The organism is Vagococcus salmoninarum (assembly GCF_003987495.1).
GTDB lineage: Bacteria > Bacillota > Bacilli > Lactobacillales > Vagococcaceae > Vagococcus_D > Vagococcus_D salmoninarum.
Genome location: NZ_NGJU01000013.1, coordinates 1 through 14,404, shown reverse-complemented (window position 1 = coordinate 14,404; position 14,404 = coordinate 1). Strand labels below are relative to the sequence as shown.

Genomic DNA, 14,404 nt, shown 5'->3' with positions numbered 1-14,404 from the left:
CCGACAATAAATGATAAAAGCTTATGTTACAATTATAATATCTTTTAATAAATAGTCAGTCACTCAGGGGCTGTGAAAGGAAAAGTAATGCTTATTTTATTATTTGTCTTAGGCTTTGCCATCATGCCTTATGTGCTCTTTCAATTGCTTGTTTTTACTTTAATCAAATGTTATGAAAAAACAAGTTGGGGCAGCAGCTTAGCCAAAAGAGTTGGCCAGAAACAACCACCTAAAGTTCAACTGCTAGAACTTTTGTCTTTAACACTTTTAAGCAGTTTTGGCCTATGGCAAGTGTTAAAATATTACTTGTTTTCAGGTGCCTACTTTTGGTATGTTATCTTGACAGCAGGCCTGATCTTAGTTGTTTACATCGCGCCTTTAGCGGCTATTAAAGCACCCTTTCTGGAAGCGAGTCAAGAACCTTGGGGATTTTTTAAGAAGCTCTATTGGCAATTAGTAACGACCTTCACGTTTATGTGGGGCCTAGTTCTTATACTGGATCAAGAGGCAAAAATATATAGCGATGAATCAGGATCAACTTATCAAACAGGTAGTTTGTTGCTAAAAAAATTAGGTGGAATGGCTTTGCTGCTAGTAGTGAGTTATTTACTCGTAACCTTATCAGCTAAATTTTATTTAAGTGCTAAAAAAAATCCGAGAAGAGGATAGCGTAGTCACAATTATCTGGGAGTCATGTCGATAAAACTTAAAGAGAAGCAGTGATAAGTGGCAAAAGAATCCTCTATATCGACGGAATCAGCCCCTCTTTGTCAGCTTATTACCTTTAGCTAGTTTTGGGATTACGTTATTGGGGCTGATTCTCTTTAATCAGACTCTGATTTTATCTAGCTTACTCATCTATAGTGTGCCACTTTTTAGTATGTTTTTCCTATTAAAATTGATTACGAGCCTAAAAAAGCAAAGATGGAAGCCGGCAGTTAACTATTTATTACTAATAGCTTTTGGCACTATTTGGCTGATAATGTTACTCCTATTATTTATAAATGGCTCTTTGAATTGGCAATCATATCAAAAAAATCAAAGTTTAGAGATTTTGATTGATCTCCTTATCATGCCTTTTAGTCTCTTTGCCTTTATTTGGACTATTTGGCAAGTCTTTAAACAGACAGAAATAAAGGAAAGTCCAAATAGTTAAAAGCTTTTTAGAGTGTTAATTGAACTTACAAAAAATAAGTATAAGGGGGATTTATTTGGATAATAATCTAAAAGAATTAGTAAAATTATTTATAATAATTACCTGTGCGTTGATTTTTTCTTTGATAATTGCCAAAGTTACTAATCGAACGTTTAAATGGTGGATTACCATTGGCGTATTTTTAGGGAGTTATCTTGGGAGCAGAATTTTCAAAAAAAAGAGTCATAAATTAAAATAGCTCTCGGATTGATAAAGTGTCACAATCTTTGCTATACTAAAAAGTAATTAAAGTAGTTTTTAGGAGGGAATATCATCGCCGATTTAGAAAAAAAGCCAGGATCAAGAGGGTTTGCAGTGTTAATGTTTTTGATGTATTGGCTCTTATTTTTCATTAGTCAATTTATCGCGTTTTTACCACAAATGTTAAAACCAATGTTTGAATTTATTAGGGATAACCCGGAAGCCGATCAAATGGAACTCATAGATAATGTATTTACTACGCTAAGCTATCCGTGGTATTTAAATCTTTTACAAGTTAGCATTTTTGCCTTAATGATTTATTTATTTAAAAATAAAGGGATTAATTTCTTTTCCAAAGCACCTATCAAAATCAAAGAAATCTTCTTTATTATTGGCGCAAGTATTGGCTTAATTGTCATTAGTGGCATTTTAGAAAATGTGATCGCTCGCTTACAGCCAGCCTTTAATACTGAAAATCAAGTTGGCTTGGAAGGGTTATTTAGTAATTCCTCACCAATCACGATGTTTATCTCAGTCGTTATTTTAGCACCGATTATTGAAGAAGTGCTTTTTAGAGGGATTTTCATGAAAGTATTATTTGCAGGTAAAGATACCTTAGGTTATATTGTCTGTGCGGTGGCCTTTACGCTAGTCCATTCACCGACTGATTTTTATAGTTTTTTAATTTACTTTACGATGGCCTTAGGCTTAGGATGGATATACTGGCGAACAGAGCGGATTGAAGCATCGATTTTTGCACACTTTTTAAATAATTTATTAGCATTTGTTTTAATGATGATTTATCAAGGGTAAACCTTTAAAAGAAAGTTGGGGAAAATGATGAAATTAGATATGGTTGGTTTAGTCGTTGAAAATATGACGAAAGCTGTGACATTTTATGAAACGTTAGGTTTTACTGTTAGCGAAGAACGAGGGGCAGATTATTTAGAATTAATTAATGAAGGCGTCCGTCTTTCTTTAAATAGCCGGGAGATGGTTGCTAGTATTTATGGTTTCATCCCTGAAAAAAACGGCGATACGATTGAATTAGCTTTTCTCTGTCACTCTCCAGCTGAGGTGGATCAGAAAGTAGCCGTCATTCAAGCAGCCGGTTATGAAGTCTTTAAGGCACCTTGGGATGCTTTTTGGGGGCAACGCTACAGTATTATTAAAGATGTTGATGGCAATTTATTAAGTCTCTTTGCTAATTTGCCAGAGGAGACACGCTAATGGAAGAACTTATTTCAGAAATCAAAGCTTACGGTGGAACCTTACCAGGAGCAACAGTCACTTTTCGGGAAGAGTGGGGGTCAGAATACTTTAATCTTGGGGGCAAGTTCTTTTGTTTGTTAGGCAAGAATAAAGAGGGCCAATTAATAATGACCGTTAAAGGTCTACCGGAAGTCAATGAACAGTTGCGAGAACAATATTCCTTTATTGTACCAGGCTATTACACGAATAAAACTCATTGGAATTCAATTTTATTAACAGAGAGCAATCTATCTTTAACAGAATTGACTGGCTTATTAAAAGAATCTTATCAATTAGTCTTGGCTAAGTTACCGAAAAAAGTTCGGGATGAATTAATATAGGAGGACGCTTATGAAGACTGCTCGTTTATTACAATTACTAATCTATTTATTAGCAAATGAGCAAGCCACCGGCCAAGAGTTAGCGGAACGCTTTAGCGTCTCGAAACGAACCATCTACCGTGACATTGCTGCCTTAGAGGAAGCAGGAATTCCAATTGTTGTGACACAAGGAGCAAGAGGCGGTTTCTCTTTAATGAGTAGTTATAAACTAAAATCCGTTACTTTTACGACTGCTGAGAAAGGGCGACTTTTAAAAGTGCTTAATATTGAGTCAGGCTTAATGCTAGCTGATGAAATTGGGTTAAGTTTAGTTGAAAAAATTCAACTATTAACTTTAGAAAATCCACCAGTAAAAGAGTTTATTTCTGTAGATGAGGGAACGATTCATCCCCCAGATGTGGAAAATCAGACAAAAATTAAAGTGAACCAAATAAATCAAAGTATTATTGATCAGCAAGCCTTAAAATTAAGTTATGTTGATGGCAAAGGGGAACTAACAAAACGAGAAGTTATTCCTGAAGAATTAATCTTAAAAGACGGTAGTTGGTATTTAGAGGCGTATTGTGGGTTAAGACAGTCTATTAGATTATTTAAACTCACCCGAATCCAAGAACTAGCAATCATTCCACGCATTAGGGAAGTCTCGGCAGTAAAGCCAGAACTTGAAGATGTTGAAAAAACACTAAGGAATATTTGTTTAGAATTTTTACCTTCGGAATTAGGAAAACTGTATGATTTTTTCTCTCCTGATAAAATCAGTTTAGGTTTAACAGGGGAAATCATTGTCAACTTTGCTGAAGAGCCTCAGCAAAACATCTTACCCTTACTATTAATGTTTGGTAACAAAGTCAAAGTCATCTCACCAGAATCGTTAATTACTAAACATCAGCAAGAAATTCAGAAAATGCTGAAAATTTATTAAAAAAGTTGACAGACTGTTGTCAACTTTTTTACGTTAAACTAGCTTTATCACTTAGGAGGTGTTAAAGATGGAACTAACAATTATTGAAAAAATTCGGACTAATAATTTTACTGAGGCCTTAGTAGCTGAAAAAATTATGACACTCTGGCAAACAGCTTTGAACAAATTGTCAGAAAAACCGGAAGTGATTTATGCTTTGTACGATAATTATCAATCTGATTATCGAGGCGACTATGATTTATCAATTGCTTGGTCTGGCAATCAGGCTAAAGGCACTAAGGAAATTAATCCTAACAAAAATTACCGTGAATTTTTAGTTGATCCAGAGCTAGAACAAGGGGTATTTGTTAAATGGCAAGAAATTTGGGCCCTAGAAGAAGCTGGTTTATTAGTGAGAGCTTACGGTACAGACTATGAAATATATGATAATCAAGGAAATATTTCGATTTTTATTGAGATTAAATAGACAGTAACAGCAAAAAAAAAATTTTTTGCTGTTTTTTTTATGAATATTTTCATAATTTACTATTAATAACCTACCTTTAATTAACGAATATTACTATTTTAATATGTTGTTATTATGAAGTTTTAGAATAAAATGTTTTTTAACATGCCTTTTAAAAGAATAAGGCTTGTAAAAAATGTCTTTTTTGTGTCAAAAAAACCTTTTTTTTACTGAAAAATTGACATATTAAAAGAGAATTTTGAAGTTATACTAAGTAAGAATTAAGAAACAAACAAAGCGCACAACGAAAAGGAGAATGACAATGTATAACTCACTAACTTATGGAAATGTAATTAAAGAACTTAGAAATGATCGCTTTTTATCTCAAGGTGAATTAGCTGAAGATATTTGTTCTCAAGGCATGCTTAGCCGAATTGAAAATAATGATGTTGTCCCTAACGTGTTAGTTATGCAAAAAATTTGTGAACGCCTGAATGTTTCTGTTAATTACGTGTTAACTTTAGAAGAATCTAAAATGAAACCAGAAAATAATTGGTTAGACCTACTTAAACAATACAAACAAAGTAAACAATTCGCGGAACTAGCAGATACCTTGACGCAAATTGAAGAAGATCAGATTGTGATTAGTCATTCTAAAGTTGAATTACAAGAATATGCTTATTATCGAGGCGCCAGCTTAATTGATCATAATCATAAATCTGAAAAAGGTTTAGCCGCCTTACAAGAAGGACTAAATTATACTTATAATCGTAATAAAGCCAATACTACCGATATGGAAGTTGTCTTATTAAGCAAAATCGGCAAAGTTTACTACGATCAAGGGAAATATGACTTAGGTTTATCATTTATGAGACGGAGTATTAGTCAATTTTACGCGGATATGTCTAACCGTGTAAAAATTGATACGACAAAAATATTTTATAATATCGCCACAGCTTTAATTGATTTAAAAAGTTACGACGAAGCGATTGAGTTCATTGAGCAAGGGATTCTATGGTCTCAAAAACTTAAAACATTTTATTGTTTAGATGATTTATATATGCTGAAAGGCATTGTTTATCAAGATTTAGGTCGGATGGATGAAGCGATTGAAGTCGCTCAAATCGCCGAAACATTGAGTGCTCTAGCAACACAAGCCGTTTAATTAACAACTAGAGGTGTGACTGAAGTCACGCCTTTTTAGTTTGGAATCGAGAAAGACAATCATGTTTTTTTATCTTAAAAATAGTTATTTTAAAAGAAACCAATTTTTTTTACTTAAGGACAAGGCGGTGTGACAAAAGTCGTTTAAATACAAGTACTTCGTTGTCCCTGTCTCTAATGACTAAAGTCATAAGAGGCACGGCTATTGGAAATAAATTCGACTTCGATCACATCAACCTCTAACGATTAAAATCGTAAGAGTTGAAGGAACAATCAGTTCTTTTGATTGTACGGATTTATTGAAATTATCGTGCCTTCAACGCTTAGAGCTTTAGCGTTTAGCAGTTGTTGAGAGCGAAGCTATTTGATTTTTGGAACCCGTTAATCAAATAACGTTCGTCAAAAACAAGGGACCGTCGACTACTGTCACGGTCCCTTGTTTAATTTAACCATATTAATTATCGGTCTAAAATTAGTTCTAAAAAAGCCTGATTTGCTTTTTCAAAGGCTCTCCTCATCTCAACTTATTCTAGTTACCTTGTAGTTAGAAAGGCGGGAGAGGATGAAACATAAAAAACAACCATATGTCTTAAAGAGTGCTCTTGTTAGTTTGATGTTATTATTAAGTTTCGTTATTAACATCAGCCAAGTGTTAGCAGTTAATTCAAATAGTGACAATAATCTTTTAGACAGTTTAAGTATTAATCAAGATGAACTGACTTACCAGTTATATCAAGGGCTGATTGCTGGGGAAAAAGCACTAGCGCCACAAAAAAATCAAAAGTTAAAAAAAGGGGAACTAATTACTGATGGCTCTCAATTAGTAGATGGTAAATTACAACCAGGTGTTTGGTATTTAACAGGTGAATTTAATTACTTTTATAAAACTGATGAATGTGGTCGCTTAAAAGAATTTACGACAGAAGAACTGGCATTTACGCAACGTCCAAGTCGCTTACCTCACAATCCGCAGACACCGGGAAAATTGCCTGGTGACCATGCTGGTCATATGGCTGCGCATCGTTTTGGTGGCTCACAGGAACTAGATAACTTAGTTTCTCAAAGTGCTAAAGTTAATTTAAGTACGTATAAACGGCTGGAAAATCAGTGGGCACGGGCCTTAAAAATTGGCAAAGAGGTCGCCATTTTAGTTGAAATTGATTACTCTGAAAGAGAGCTCCGACCTCAAGGCTTTGACGTTAATTTTGGGATTGAAGGAGAGTTGTTTTCAACGTACTTAATTAATCAGTAAAGGGCAAGACAAGTCATCATTCCTTAGTATGAGTAGTAAAAAGTATCCTCATTAATTAAAATGAGAATACTTTTTTTTTACTCTTCTGAATCAGCTTTTTCTTGCTGCCGATAAACATCCATTTTTTTACTAAAAAGTTCGCCATTGGAAGGGGGTGTATAAGTAATGGCATTAGCACCAGCTTCGATAGTCTCGAGAATGGCTTCCTCAGTTGGGCCACCAGTGGCAATAATCGGGATTTCAGGATAGTCTTCACGGATTTTTCGGACAATCGCCGCCGTATCTTTGCCACCACTGACGTTTAAAATGGTGATGCCAGCTGTGATTCGTTCAGCGACATCGGTAAATAAGGAAGTAATCGTGCCGACAACGGGGATATCAACGACTTCGGCAATTGCTTCAATCGTTTCTTTGGGTGTCGGCGCATTAACAACGACGCCAATCGCCCCTTGAGATTCAGCAAAAATGCTCATTTGAACGGAGCGTTTTCCTTGGGTTAGACCACCACCAACCCCTGAAAAGACGGGAATATCTGCAGCCTCCGTAATACTTTTAGTAATGGTTGGATGAGGGGTAAAGGGGTAAACAGCAATCACAGCATCAGCATCAATATTGCGAATGATGGCAATATCAGTCGAGTAAACAATCGATTTTATCCGCCGCCCGAAAATTCTAATCCCAGTGCATTTTCGAATGACTGGTGGGACTTTAATAATATCACGGCGTAAATCTGTCATTATCTCAGGAACGAAAACTTCTTTCTCTCTCATAAAAAATCCTCCTCAAGAACTTAGTTACTTTATTATAACGACAGACTAACTAAAAAGACAGAATAAACCTTTAAGAGGTAAAGCTGCCGTAAAATCGGGAATTATTAACATTTTTTTTGTGGAAAAAATAATTGATTACTTTGCTATTAAAGGAAAGACCGAAATAATTCAAAGTGAGCTAGTAAGTCTTCTTCAAATAAACTGTCTTTCAAATAAATAAAATAAAAACTATGGGAAGTAGCCATATTATAGATGGGGATTTCTTTGACTTGACAGTTACGGAGTTCTTCTTGAACCACACCTTGGTAAATAAATGCAAGACCAATATTTTCAGCTAATAAAGCTTTAGTCGTTTTCAAATTGCCAATTTCCAGAACTTGTTGAAAATCAGCTAAAGAATAATTTTGTTCACCTAAGAGATGCTCTAATAGTTCTCGGGAGCCGGAGCCTTCTTCACGGGTGATCAAAGGGATTTTTAGAAGCTCAGCTAGTTGATACGTTTGATCACTTCGTAAGGGGTGGTCGATATGAGTGACTGCGATAAAAGGTTGGGCGGCTAAAGGTTGGGAAGCAAATTCCCCTTTCGGAAAGTTCCCTTCAACTAGGGCGAAGTCCAATGTTCCAAGACGAAGCTTCTCTAAAATCATTTTTGTGTTTTCAACGGAACAAGCGATTTGTAGCTCAGGACGAGCTTGTGCCAGTTGGACTAAAATTTTAGGTAACAAGTCATCCCCAATCGATAAAGTTGCTGCAAAATTTAATTTTTCAGGGGCGCTTTCCGGCTGTAATAAGTCACTTTCGATTTTTAAAATTTGGGCCTTCAGCTTAACAATCGCATCAAAGAGAGACTGTCCTTTATTAGTTAGAGAAATATTTCGATGCTCGTAAGTGACAAGTTTCGTTTGATAAGTCCTTTCTAACCATTTGATATGTTGACTGACAGCTGGTTGAGTAATAAATAGTTTTTCAGCTGTTAAGGTGTAACTGCCTTCTTGACAGAGAGTGAAAAAGGTTTCATAACGATAATCAAGCATCTTCCTTCATTCCTTTATTAGTTAGATTTATACATATATTATAATATATAATTTTATTTTATCCAAGTCTGGTGGTATGCTTAATTCAAGAAGAAATCAGTCGAAAAATAGGAAGTGATTTGGAAATGAAAAAAGTCAGTCAATATGTTCAAACAATTAGTTTAGGATTCATTGCTTGTGTTAGTATCGCGATTGTCGCCCAAGGAATTGGTCGTTTTTTCCCTCAAGTAGGTGCCTCATTATTTGCCATTTTATTAGGAATGGTTGCCGGTAATACTTTTTTAAATCGTCAAAGTCTAGCTACAGGTGTCAAATTTTCTGAAAGTCGGTTATTAGAAATCTCAATCGCCTTAACGGGTTTAACGTTAAATCTGAAAGATGTGCTTGGAGTTGGTGTTAAAGGCATTTTATTTATTGTTTTACAAATGCTTTTCACGATTTTAATTGCTCTTAAATTAGGCCAACTCTTTGGCTTTTCCCGGAAGTTCTCCTTATTAATGTCAGCGGGAAATGCTGTCTGTGGTTCTTCAGCAGTGGGGACTGTTAGCCCGATTATTGAAGCTGATGAAACTGATAAAGGGATCTCAATCACCATTGTCAATTTAACAGGGACTGTTTTAATGGTCTTGCTGCCGTTGTTAACAGGCTTCTTGTATCATCAAGAAACTTTAGCAACGAGTGCTATGATTGGTGGGGTGTTACAATCTGTGGGGCAAGTCATAGCTTCTGCCAAACTTGTCAGTGAGGATGTCACTCAGTACGCCACTATATTCAAAATTATTCGGATAATTTTATTAGTTGTAGTTGCCATGAGCTTTGCCAAAATTAATACGAAAGATGGTGAAAGCTTCTTTAAAAAAACAGGAAATCAAAAAGACAGTAAAAAAGTCGGTGTCCCTTGGTTTATCTTAGTCTTCTTTGCTGGTTGTATCACTTTATCTTTTGTTGAGTTACCAGAAATAGTTGGAATAACAGCTAAGAGTATTAGTAACCAATTAGAGATTATCGCTTTAGCCGGAATTGGCATGCGAGTGAAGTTTAAAGACTTAATTAAAGAAGGACCAAAAGCCATGGCATACGGTGGGGCAATTGGTGTCAGCCAAATCGTAATCGCAATTGTTTTAATCTTTTTATTAATAAAGTAGAAAATACCTAAAAAGCTAAGTTAACGCTTGCATTATTAAAAATTAGATGTTACATTAATAGACGTGAGTGCTTTTAATAACAATTAAATAAACAAAATCTTTATGTATAGGTGGGTGGGCAACAAGCCACAACTCTATACTTTTTTTGTATGTAAACATAAAGGAGCAGAAAAAATGATTAAAAAAAATGTTGATGTCAAACAAGAAATCTTAGCGGGCTTAACATCATTCTTTGCGATTTCTTACGTGATTATTGTCAATTCAATGATCTTAGCAGAAGCTGGGATTCCGCCGGAGTTAAGTGTATTTGGGACAATCTTAATTTCAGTCATCGGCTGTTTAGCGATTGGCTTAATTGGCAAAGTTCCGATTGTTATTACTACGGGAATGGGGGTTAATTCTTTTTTCACTTATACGTTAGTGTATTCCTTAAAATTAACGTGGCAAGCCGCCTTAGCTGCCAGTTTTTGTGCTAGCTTAATTTATTTAATCGTTGCCTACACCCCTTTAGCGACGATCTTAATTGAAGCTGTTCCCGATAGTTTGAAACATGGGATAACAGCGGGAATCGGGATCTTCTTAGTCATTGTTGGATTAGAAAACGGCGGCATTATCGTCCGTGGTGATCACACCTTTATGACATTGAATTCTTTCCAATCACCGATCTTATTATTAACTTTAGGTTCTTTGATTGTCACTTTATTCTTATTGTTACGAAATATCCAAGGGAGTTTCTTTATTGGTATCATTTTAACGACAATTGTTGCTAATCTTTTCAAAATTGTGCCACCAACAGAGTCACTCTTTTCCTTAGCTGAAATTAAAAATTATCCAAGTATTGTTGGTCAATTAGATTTCAGTAGTGTCTTTTCAACGGAGTTTGTCTTAGGGACGTTCTCTTTAGCGATGATTTTAATCTTTGAATCAATGGGCTTATTTAACGGCTTATTACCAAATTTAAAAGAGCAAGAATACAAAAAGGCCTTCCGCATTAACGGCATTATTATGTTGTTATCTAGTTTACTAGGAACTAGCCCCACGATTCCCGCAGCTGAAAGTTCAACGGGCATTCAACAAGGAGGGAAGACCGGTCTAACGGCGGTGACAGTCGGCGGTTTATTCTTTGCTGCGATTTTCGCAATCCCTCTCTTGTCATATATTCCTAGTTCCGCCTTGTCACCAGTCATTATTATTACTGGTTGTCTGATGATGTCAAACATGCAACACATTGATTTAAGTGATTTAAGTGAATGGTTCCCAGCTTTCTTAATGATTGTTATTATGGCTTTTTCAATGAGTATTTCTGATGGCTTAGCTTTTGGTTTTGTGGCATATCCCTTAGTTAAAACCTTCGCTAATCAAGGAAAAATGATTACTAAACCGATGTGGGTAATCTCCCTGCTATTCTTACTGTACTTAGTCGCTAAAATTTGGATTTAAACAGAAAGTTCTGATTCTTACCTAAGAGTCAGAACTTTTTTTATTGAATGCTCTGTCGATGACGTACTTAGTCATAAAGGAGAATTCAATGTTAATTGCTGTGAATCAACAAACAGAACAAGTGAGTTTATTAGGTTTAAGCCAGCAGGCGATTGAAGGCTATCGCAAGCAACCACATTATTGCCCAACGTGCCAAGAGGAAGTCATTTTAAAAAATGGTTTGACTAAGCAAGGGCATTTTGCTCATCAGCCACAAAGTAAGTGCCAAGTATTTTCTGAAGGGGAAACAAGGGAACACTTATTAGGGAAAGCATTATTAGCCCAGTGGTGTCAAAGGTCTCAAGTGTCTTATCAATTGGAAGCGTACTTACCTGACTTAAAACAGCGACCAGATCTGTTAATCGCCAAAGAAGTAGCCGTTGAATTCCAATGTAGCCCGTTAAATTATCAACGATTTCTAGAACGAACTAAGAAGTATCATGAGGCAGGCTACCAAGTTCTGTGGTTTTTAGGCCGGCGTTTCTTTTTGCAAAAAGCCTTTAGCCAATTTCAAAAGGGCTGTTTAAATGTTAGTCAAGAACGTGGTTTTTATTTATGGGAACTGAAAGTCGCTGAAAAAATCTTGACATGTCAAAGTCACTTGACTGCTCAGTTAATGTCGAATAAAGTACACCAAGGATCAGTGGAAAGTTATCGTGGTAGGACAAATTTTATAGAATTTATTAAGACTCCCAAAAAGAAGGCTAAGCTGAGTGTTAATCAGTGGCAGTTAAGGATTTTTGAGGAACTGGAGTCACAGTTAAGAAACCCTCAGTCCTCAGTCGTAAAAATTCAAAAAGAGTTATACGCCTTAGGCTTAAATTTACGAGAGTTACCAACAAGTTTGTTTATTCCACAAAATCGCTCAGTATTAGTCCCAGAGGAACTCTTAATGCGAGGCTTTCTCTGGTTAACTTTAAGCCATTATTCTGGAAAAGTTCTTAGTTATCAGCAATTACAAACGCTTTTTTTCGAAAAATGGCAAAAGTCAATAACCCATCCAATCCTTAGTTCCCAAAAAGTTTTACAAGAAGTCTTTGATACTTATTTAGTGACTCAAAGCCAACTTGGTTATTTACTTCTCAAGGAAGATAAAATTTACGTTAAGCAGCAACCAGAAAAATTTAAACAGTGGCATAGTCGTCAAGCAGAACTTAGAAAATACCAAGAAAAAGACAGCATATTTCAGCAACAACTTCAGCAACTATGATATTATGAAGAGGTAATGTGAAAATTAAGAAACAAATGAGAGGGGCATAATAATATGAGTGAAGCAAAACAATTACCAAAACGTGAGGAACTACTTGAAAAAGACACTTGGGATTTAACCAAAATCTTTCCAAATGATCAAGCTTTTGAAGACAGTTTCGCCGCATTTAATCAAGAACTAGTCGAGGCCAGCAGTTACCAAGGGACTTTAGCCACTGGAGCCGATGCTTTCTTAGCAGCCTTAACTTTTATTGGGGAAATTTCTCGGAAGTTTGAAGTTCTTTATGTCTATTCTCATTTAAAAAATGACCAAGATACAGCGAATACGACGTACCAAGGCATGCACGCCAAAGCAGGGAGTTTAGGGGCACAAGCTAATGAAGCCATTTCCTGGTTTGAACCAGAATTACTGCAATTAACTGATGAGCAAGTCTGGGCTTACTTTGATGAGAATTCTGATTTAGAAATTTACCGTCATTTTGTCACTAATATTTTAAGTGACAGACCACACGTTTTATCAGAAAAAGAAGAAGCGTTATTAGCTGGTGCAGGTGAAATTTTCGGCGCAGCTGGCAGAACTTTCTCAATTTTTAATAATGCGGATTTAAAATTCCCGACAGTTAAAAATGACAAAGGTGAAACGATTCAATTGTCTCACGGTGTTTATGGTCAACTCTTAGAAAGCACTGACCCACAAGTCCGTGAAGAGGCTTTTAAAGGCATGTATAGTGTCTATGAGCAGTTCCAAAACACAATGGCGACTAACTTATCGAATCACGTTAAGACTCATAACTATCAAGCAACAGTTCGTAATTACAGCTCAGCTCGGGAAGCGTCATTAGCGAATAATCATATTCCAGAAGCTGTGTATGACACATTGTTACATGTTGTTGATAAAAACTTACCTTTGTTACATCGTTATGTGGCATTACGTAAAGAGTTACTAGGAGTAGAGACGTTACACATGTATGACATGTATACACCGATTCTTGGGGAAGCACCGATTCGTTATTCATATGATGAAGCCCGTGAAAAAGCAATCACTGCTTTACAACCTCTAGGGGCTGAATATATGGCAGTCGTTGAAGAAGCCTTTAGTAGCCGTTGGATCGATGTTGTTGAAAACCAAGGGAAGCGTAGTGGGGCTTACTCTTCAGGTTGTTACGATACAGCACCTTATATTTTAATGAACTGGCACGATAGCTTAGATCAATTGTATACTCTCGTCCATGAAATGGGCCATAGTGTTCATAGTTACTTTACTCGTAGTAATCAACCGTACGTTTATGGGGATTATTCAATTTTCTTAGCAGAAATTGCCTCAACAACTAATGAAAACTTATTAACGGAGTACTTACTAGCAACGGAGAGTGATCCAGAAGTTCGGGCCTTTGTTTTAAACCGTTACTTAGACGGCTTTAAAGGCACGATTTTCCGTCAAACTCAGTTTGCTGAATTTGAGCACTTTATCCATACGGAAGATGCTAAAGGTGTTCCTTTAACAGCTGAGTATTTAAATACTTACTATGCTGATTTAAATGCTAAATATTACGGTGAAGCAGTCGCTCGTGACAGTGAAATTGCTGTTGAGTGGGCCCGTATTCCTCATTTCTACTACAATCACTACGTGTACCAATATTCAACTGGTTTCTCAGCAGCATCAACGTTAGCTGAAAAAATTTATACTGAAGAAACTGGCGCCTTAGATAAGTACTTAACTTATTTAAAAGCAGGTAACAGTGATTTCCCAATTGAAGTTATGAAAAAAGCTGGCGTCGACATGACAGAAGCAACGTATATTGAAGAAGCGATGAAAGTCTTTGAAGCTCGTTTAAATGAGTTTGAAACGCTAGTAGCTAGCTTTAAAAAGGCTGTATAATTTTTGGTGTGGATGAAGAAATTCATTCACGCCTATTTTTACACAAAAAAATAGAAACATATGAACTTTCCAGTTAGAATAAAGTTGCTAAGACCAATTCAGGGAGGAAGATTCATA

At 36.0% G+C, this 14,404-nt stretch carries 14 protein-coding genes; 12 read left to right on the top strand and 2 right to left on the bottom strand.

From position 1 onward, the window contains the following. Positions 1-87: 87 nt before the first annotated feature. The 8 genes from CBF35_RS09130 (at position 88) to CBF35_RS09090 (ending at position 6,771) form a co-directional block, all read left to right on the top strand. Positions 88-669 carry a hypothetical protein gene (locus CBF35_RS09130; protein ID WP_126780344.1) on the top strand — a complete coding sequence of 194 codons (582 nt, stop codon included), beginning with the start codon at positions 88-90 and terminating at the stop codon, positions 667-669. Positions 670-1,516: 847 nt separating this feature from the next. After that, positions 1,517-2,209, top strand: coding sequence for a CPBP family intramembrane glutamic endopeptidase (locus tag CBF35_RS09120; RefSeq protein ID WP_228026062.1), 693 nt, complete (start codon positions 1,517-1,519; stop codon positions 2,207-2,209). Positions 2,210-2,236: 27 nt separating this feature from the next. Continuing rightward, positions 2,237-2,626, top strand: a complete 390-nt coding sequence (locus CBF35_RS09115) for a VOC family protein (RefSeq protein WP_126780501.1) — start codon at positions 2,237-2,239, stop codon at positions 2,624-2,626. Further along, a complete protein-coding gene (locus tag CBF35_RS09110; protein ID WP_126780338.1) occupies positions 2,626-2,988 on the top strand; it encodes an MmcQ/YjbR family DNA-binding protein in 363 nt (120 codons plus the stop codon). The genes CBF35_RS09115 and CBF35_RS09110 overlap by 1 nt, the downstream gene beginning before the upstream one ends. 10 nt (positions 2,989-2,998) lie before the next feature. Next, a complete protein-coding gene (locus CBF35_RS09105) occupies positions 2,999-3,910 on the top strand; it encodes a helix-turn-helix transcriptional regulator (protein ID WP_126780336.1) in 912 nt (303 codons plus the stop codon). 67 nt (positions 3,911-3,977) lie between these two features. Continuing rightward, positions 3,978-4,376: an AraC family transcriptional regulator gene (locus CBF35_RS09100; RefSeq protein ID WP_126780335.1), complete on the top strand. Its 399-nt coding sequence runs from the start codon at positions 3,978-3,980 to the stop codon at positions 4,374-4,376. Positions 4,377-4,677: 301 nt separating this feature from the next. Next, entirely contained in the window at positions 4,678-5,520 is an 843-nt protein-coding gene (locus CBF35_RS09095; RefSeq protein WP_170174763.1) for a helix-turn-helix transcriptional regulator, read from the top strand. A gap of 561 nt (positions 5,521-6,081) precedes the next feature. Further along, positions 6,082-6,771, top strand: coding sequence for a DNA/RNA non-specific endonuclease (locus CBF35_RS09090; protein ID WP_244922584.1), 690 nt, complete (start codon positions 6,082-6,084; stop codon positions 6,769-6,771). A gap of 77 nt (positions 6,772-6,848) precedes the next feature. On the opposite strand, the gene CBF35_RS09085 is transcribed toward CBF35_RS09090, so the two are convergent. Both CBF35_RS09085 and CBF35_RS09080 read right to left on the bottom strand, forming a co-directional pair. Beyond that, entirely contained in the window at positions 6,849-7,541 is a 693-nt protein-coding gene (locus tag CBF35_RS09085; RefSeq protein WP_126780332.1) for a beta/alpha barrel domain-containing protein, read from the bottom strand. Positions 7,542-7,687: 146 nt separating this feature from the next. Next, positions 7,688-8,575 carry a LysR family transcriptional regulator gene (locus tag CBF35_RS09080; RefSeq protein ID WP_126780330.1) on the bottom strand — a complete coding sequence of 296 codons (888 nt, stop codon included), beginning with the start codon at positions 8,573-8,575 and terminating at the stop codon, positions 7,688-7,690. Between the two features lie 125 nt (positions 8,576-8,700). Between CBF35_RS09080 and CBF35_RS09075 the strand changes: the two genes are divergently transcribed. The 4 genes from CBF35_RS09075 to pepF all read left to right on the top strand — a co-directional run bounded on the left by CBF35_RS09075 (position 8,701) and on the right by pepF (position 14,287). Beyond that, complete coding sequence (locus CBF35_RS09075) at positions 8,701-9,720, top strand: YeiH family protein (protein ID WP_126780328.1); 1,020 nt, start codon at positions 8,701-8,703, stop codon at positions 9,718-9,720. 174 nt (positions 9,721-9,894) lie between these two features. Beyond that, positions 9,895-11,160 (top strand): NCS2 family permease, encoded by a 1,266-nt coding sequence (locus CBF35_RS09070; protein ID WP_126780326.1) that lies wholly within the window; start codon positions 9,895-9,897, stop codon positions 11,158-11,160. 88 nt (positions 11,161-11,248) lie between these two features. Continuing rightward, a complete protein-coding gene (locus CBF35_RS09065) occupies positions 11,249-12,409 on the top strand; it encodes a competence protein CoiA (protein ID WP_170174762.1) in 1,161 nt (386 codons plus the stop codon). 54 nt (positions 12,410-12,463) lie between these two features. Continuing rightward, positions 12,464-14,287, top strand: a complete 1,824-nt coding sequence (gene pepF, locus CBF35_RS09060; protein WP_126780322.1) for an oligoendopeptidase F — start codon at positions 12,464-12,466, stop codon at positions 14,285-14,287. The last annotated feature ends 117 nt before the right edge of the window (positions 14,288-14,404 follow it).

Coding starts and splice junctions, on each gene's coding strand:
- CBF35_RS09120 (WP_228026062.1), top strand. CDS start 1,517: ATGTTTTTGATGTATTGGCTCTTATTTTTCATTAGTCAATTTATCGCG.
- CBF35_RS09095 (WP_170174763.1), top strand. CDS start 4,678: ATGTATAACTCACTAACTTATGGAAATGTAATTAAAGAACTTAGAAAT.
- CBF35_RS09130 (WP_126780344.1), top strand. CDS start 88: ATGCTTATTTTATTATTTGTCTTAGGCTTTGCCATCATGCCTTATGTG.
- CBF35_RS09115 (WP_126780501.1), top strand. CDS start 2,237: ATGAAATTAGATATGGTTGGTTTAGTCGTTGAAAATATGACGAAAGCT.
- CBF35_RS09085 (WP_126780332.1), bottom strand. CDS start 7,541: ATGAGAGAGAAAGAAGTTTTCGTTCCTGAGATAATGACAGATTTACGC.
- pepF (WP_126780322.1), top strand. CDS start 12,464: ATGAGTGAAGCAAAACAATTACCAAAACGTGAGGAACTACTTGAAAAA.
- CBF35_RS09070 (WP_126780326.1), top strand. CDS start 9,895: ATGATTAAAAAAAATGTTGATGTCAAACAAGAAATCTTAGCGGGCTTA.
- CBF35_RS09075 (WP_126780328.1), top strand. CDS start 8,701: ATGAAAAAAGTCAGTCAATATGTTCAAACAATTAGTTTAGGATTCATT.
- CBF35_RS09080 (WP_126780330.1), bottom strand. CDS start 8,575: ATGCTTGATTATCGTTATGAAACCTTTTTCACTCTCTGTCAAGAAGGC.
- CBF35_RS09105 (WP_126780336.1), top strand. CDS start 2,999: ATGAAGACTGCTCGTTTATTACAATTACTAATCTATTTATTAGCAAAT.
- CBF35_RS09090 (WP_244922584.1), top strand. CDS start 6,082: ATGAAACATAAAAAACAACCATATGTCTTAAAGAGTGCTCTTGTTAGT.
- CBF35_RS09065 (WP_170174762.1), top strand. CDS start 11,249: ATGTTAATTGCTGTGAATCAACAAACAGAACAAGTGAGTTTATTAGGT.
- CBF35_RS09110 (WP_126780338.1), top strand. CDS start 2,626: ATGGAAGAACTTATTTCAGAAATCAAAGCTTACGGTGGAACCTTACCA.
- CBF35_RS09100 (WP_126780335.1), top strand. CDS start 3,978: ATGGAACTAACAATTATTGAAAAAATTCGGACTAATAATTTTACTGAG.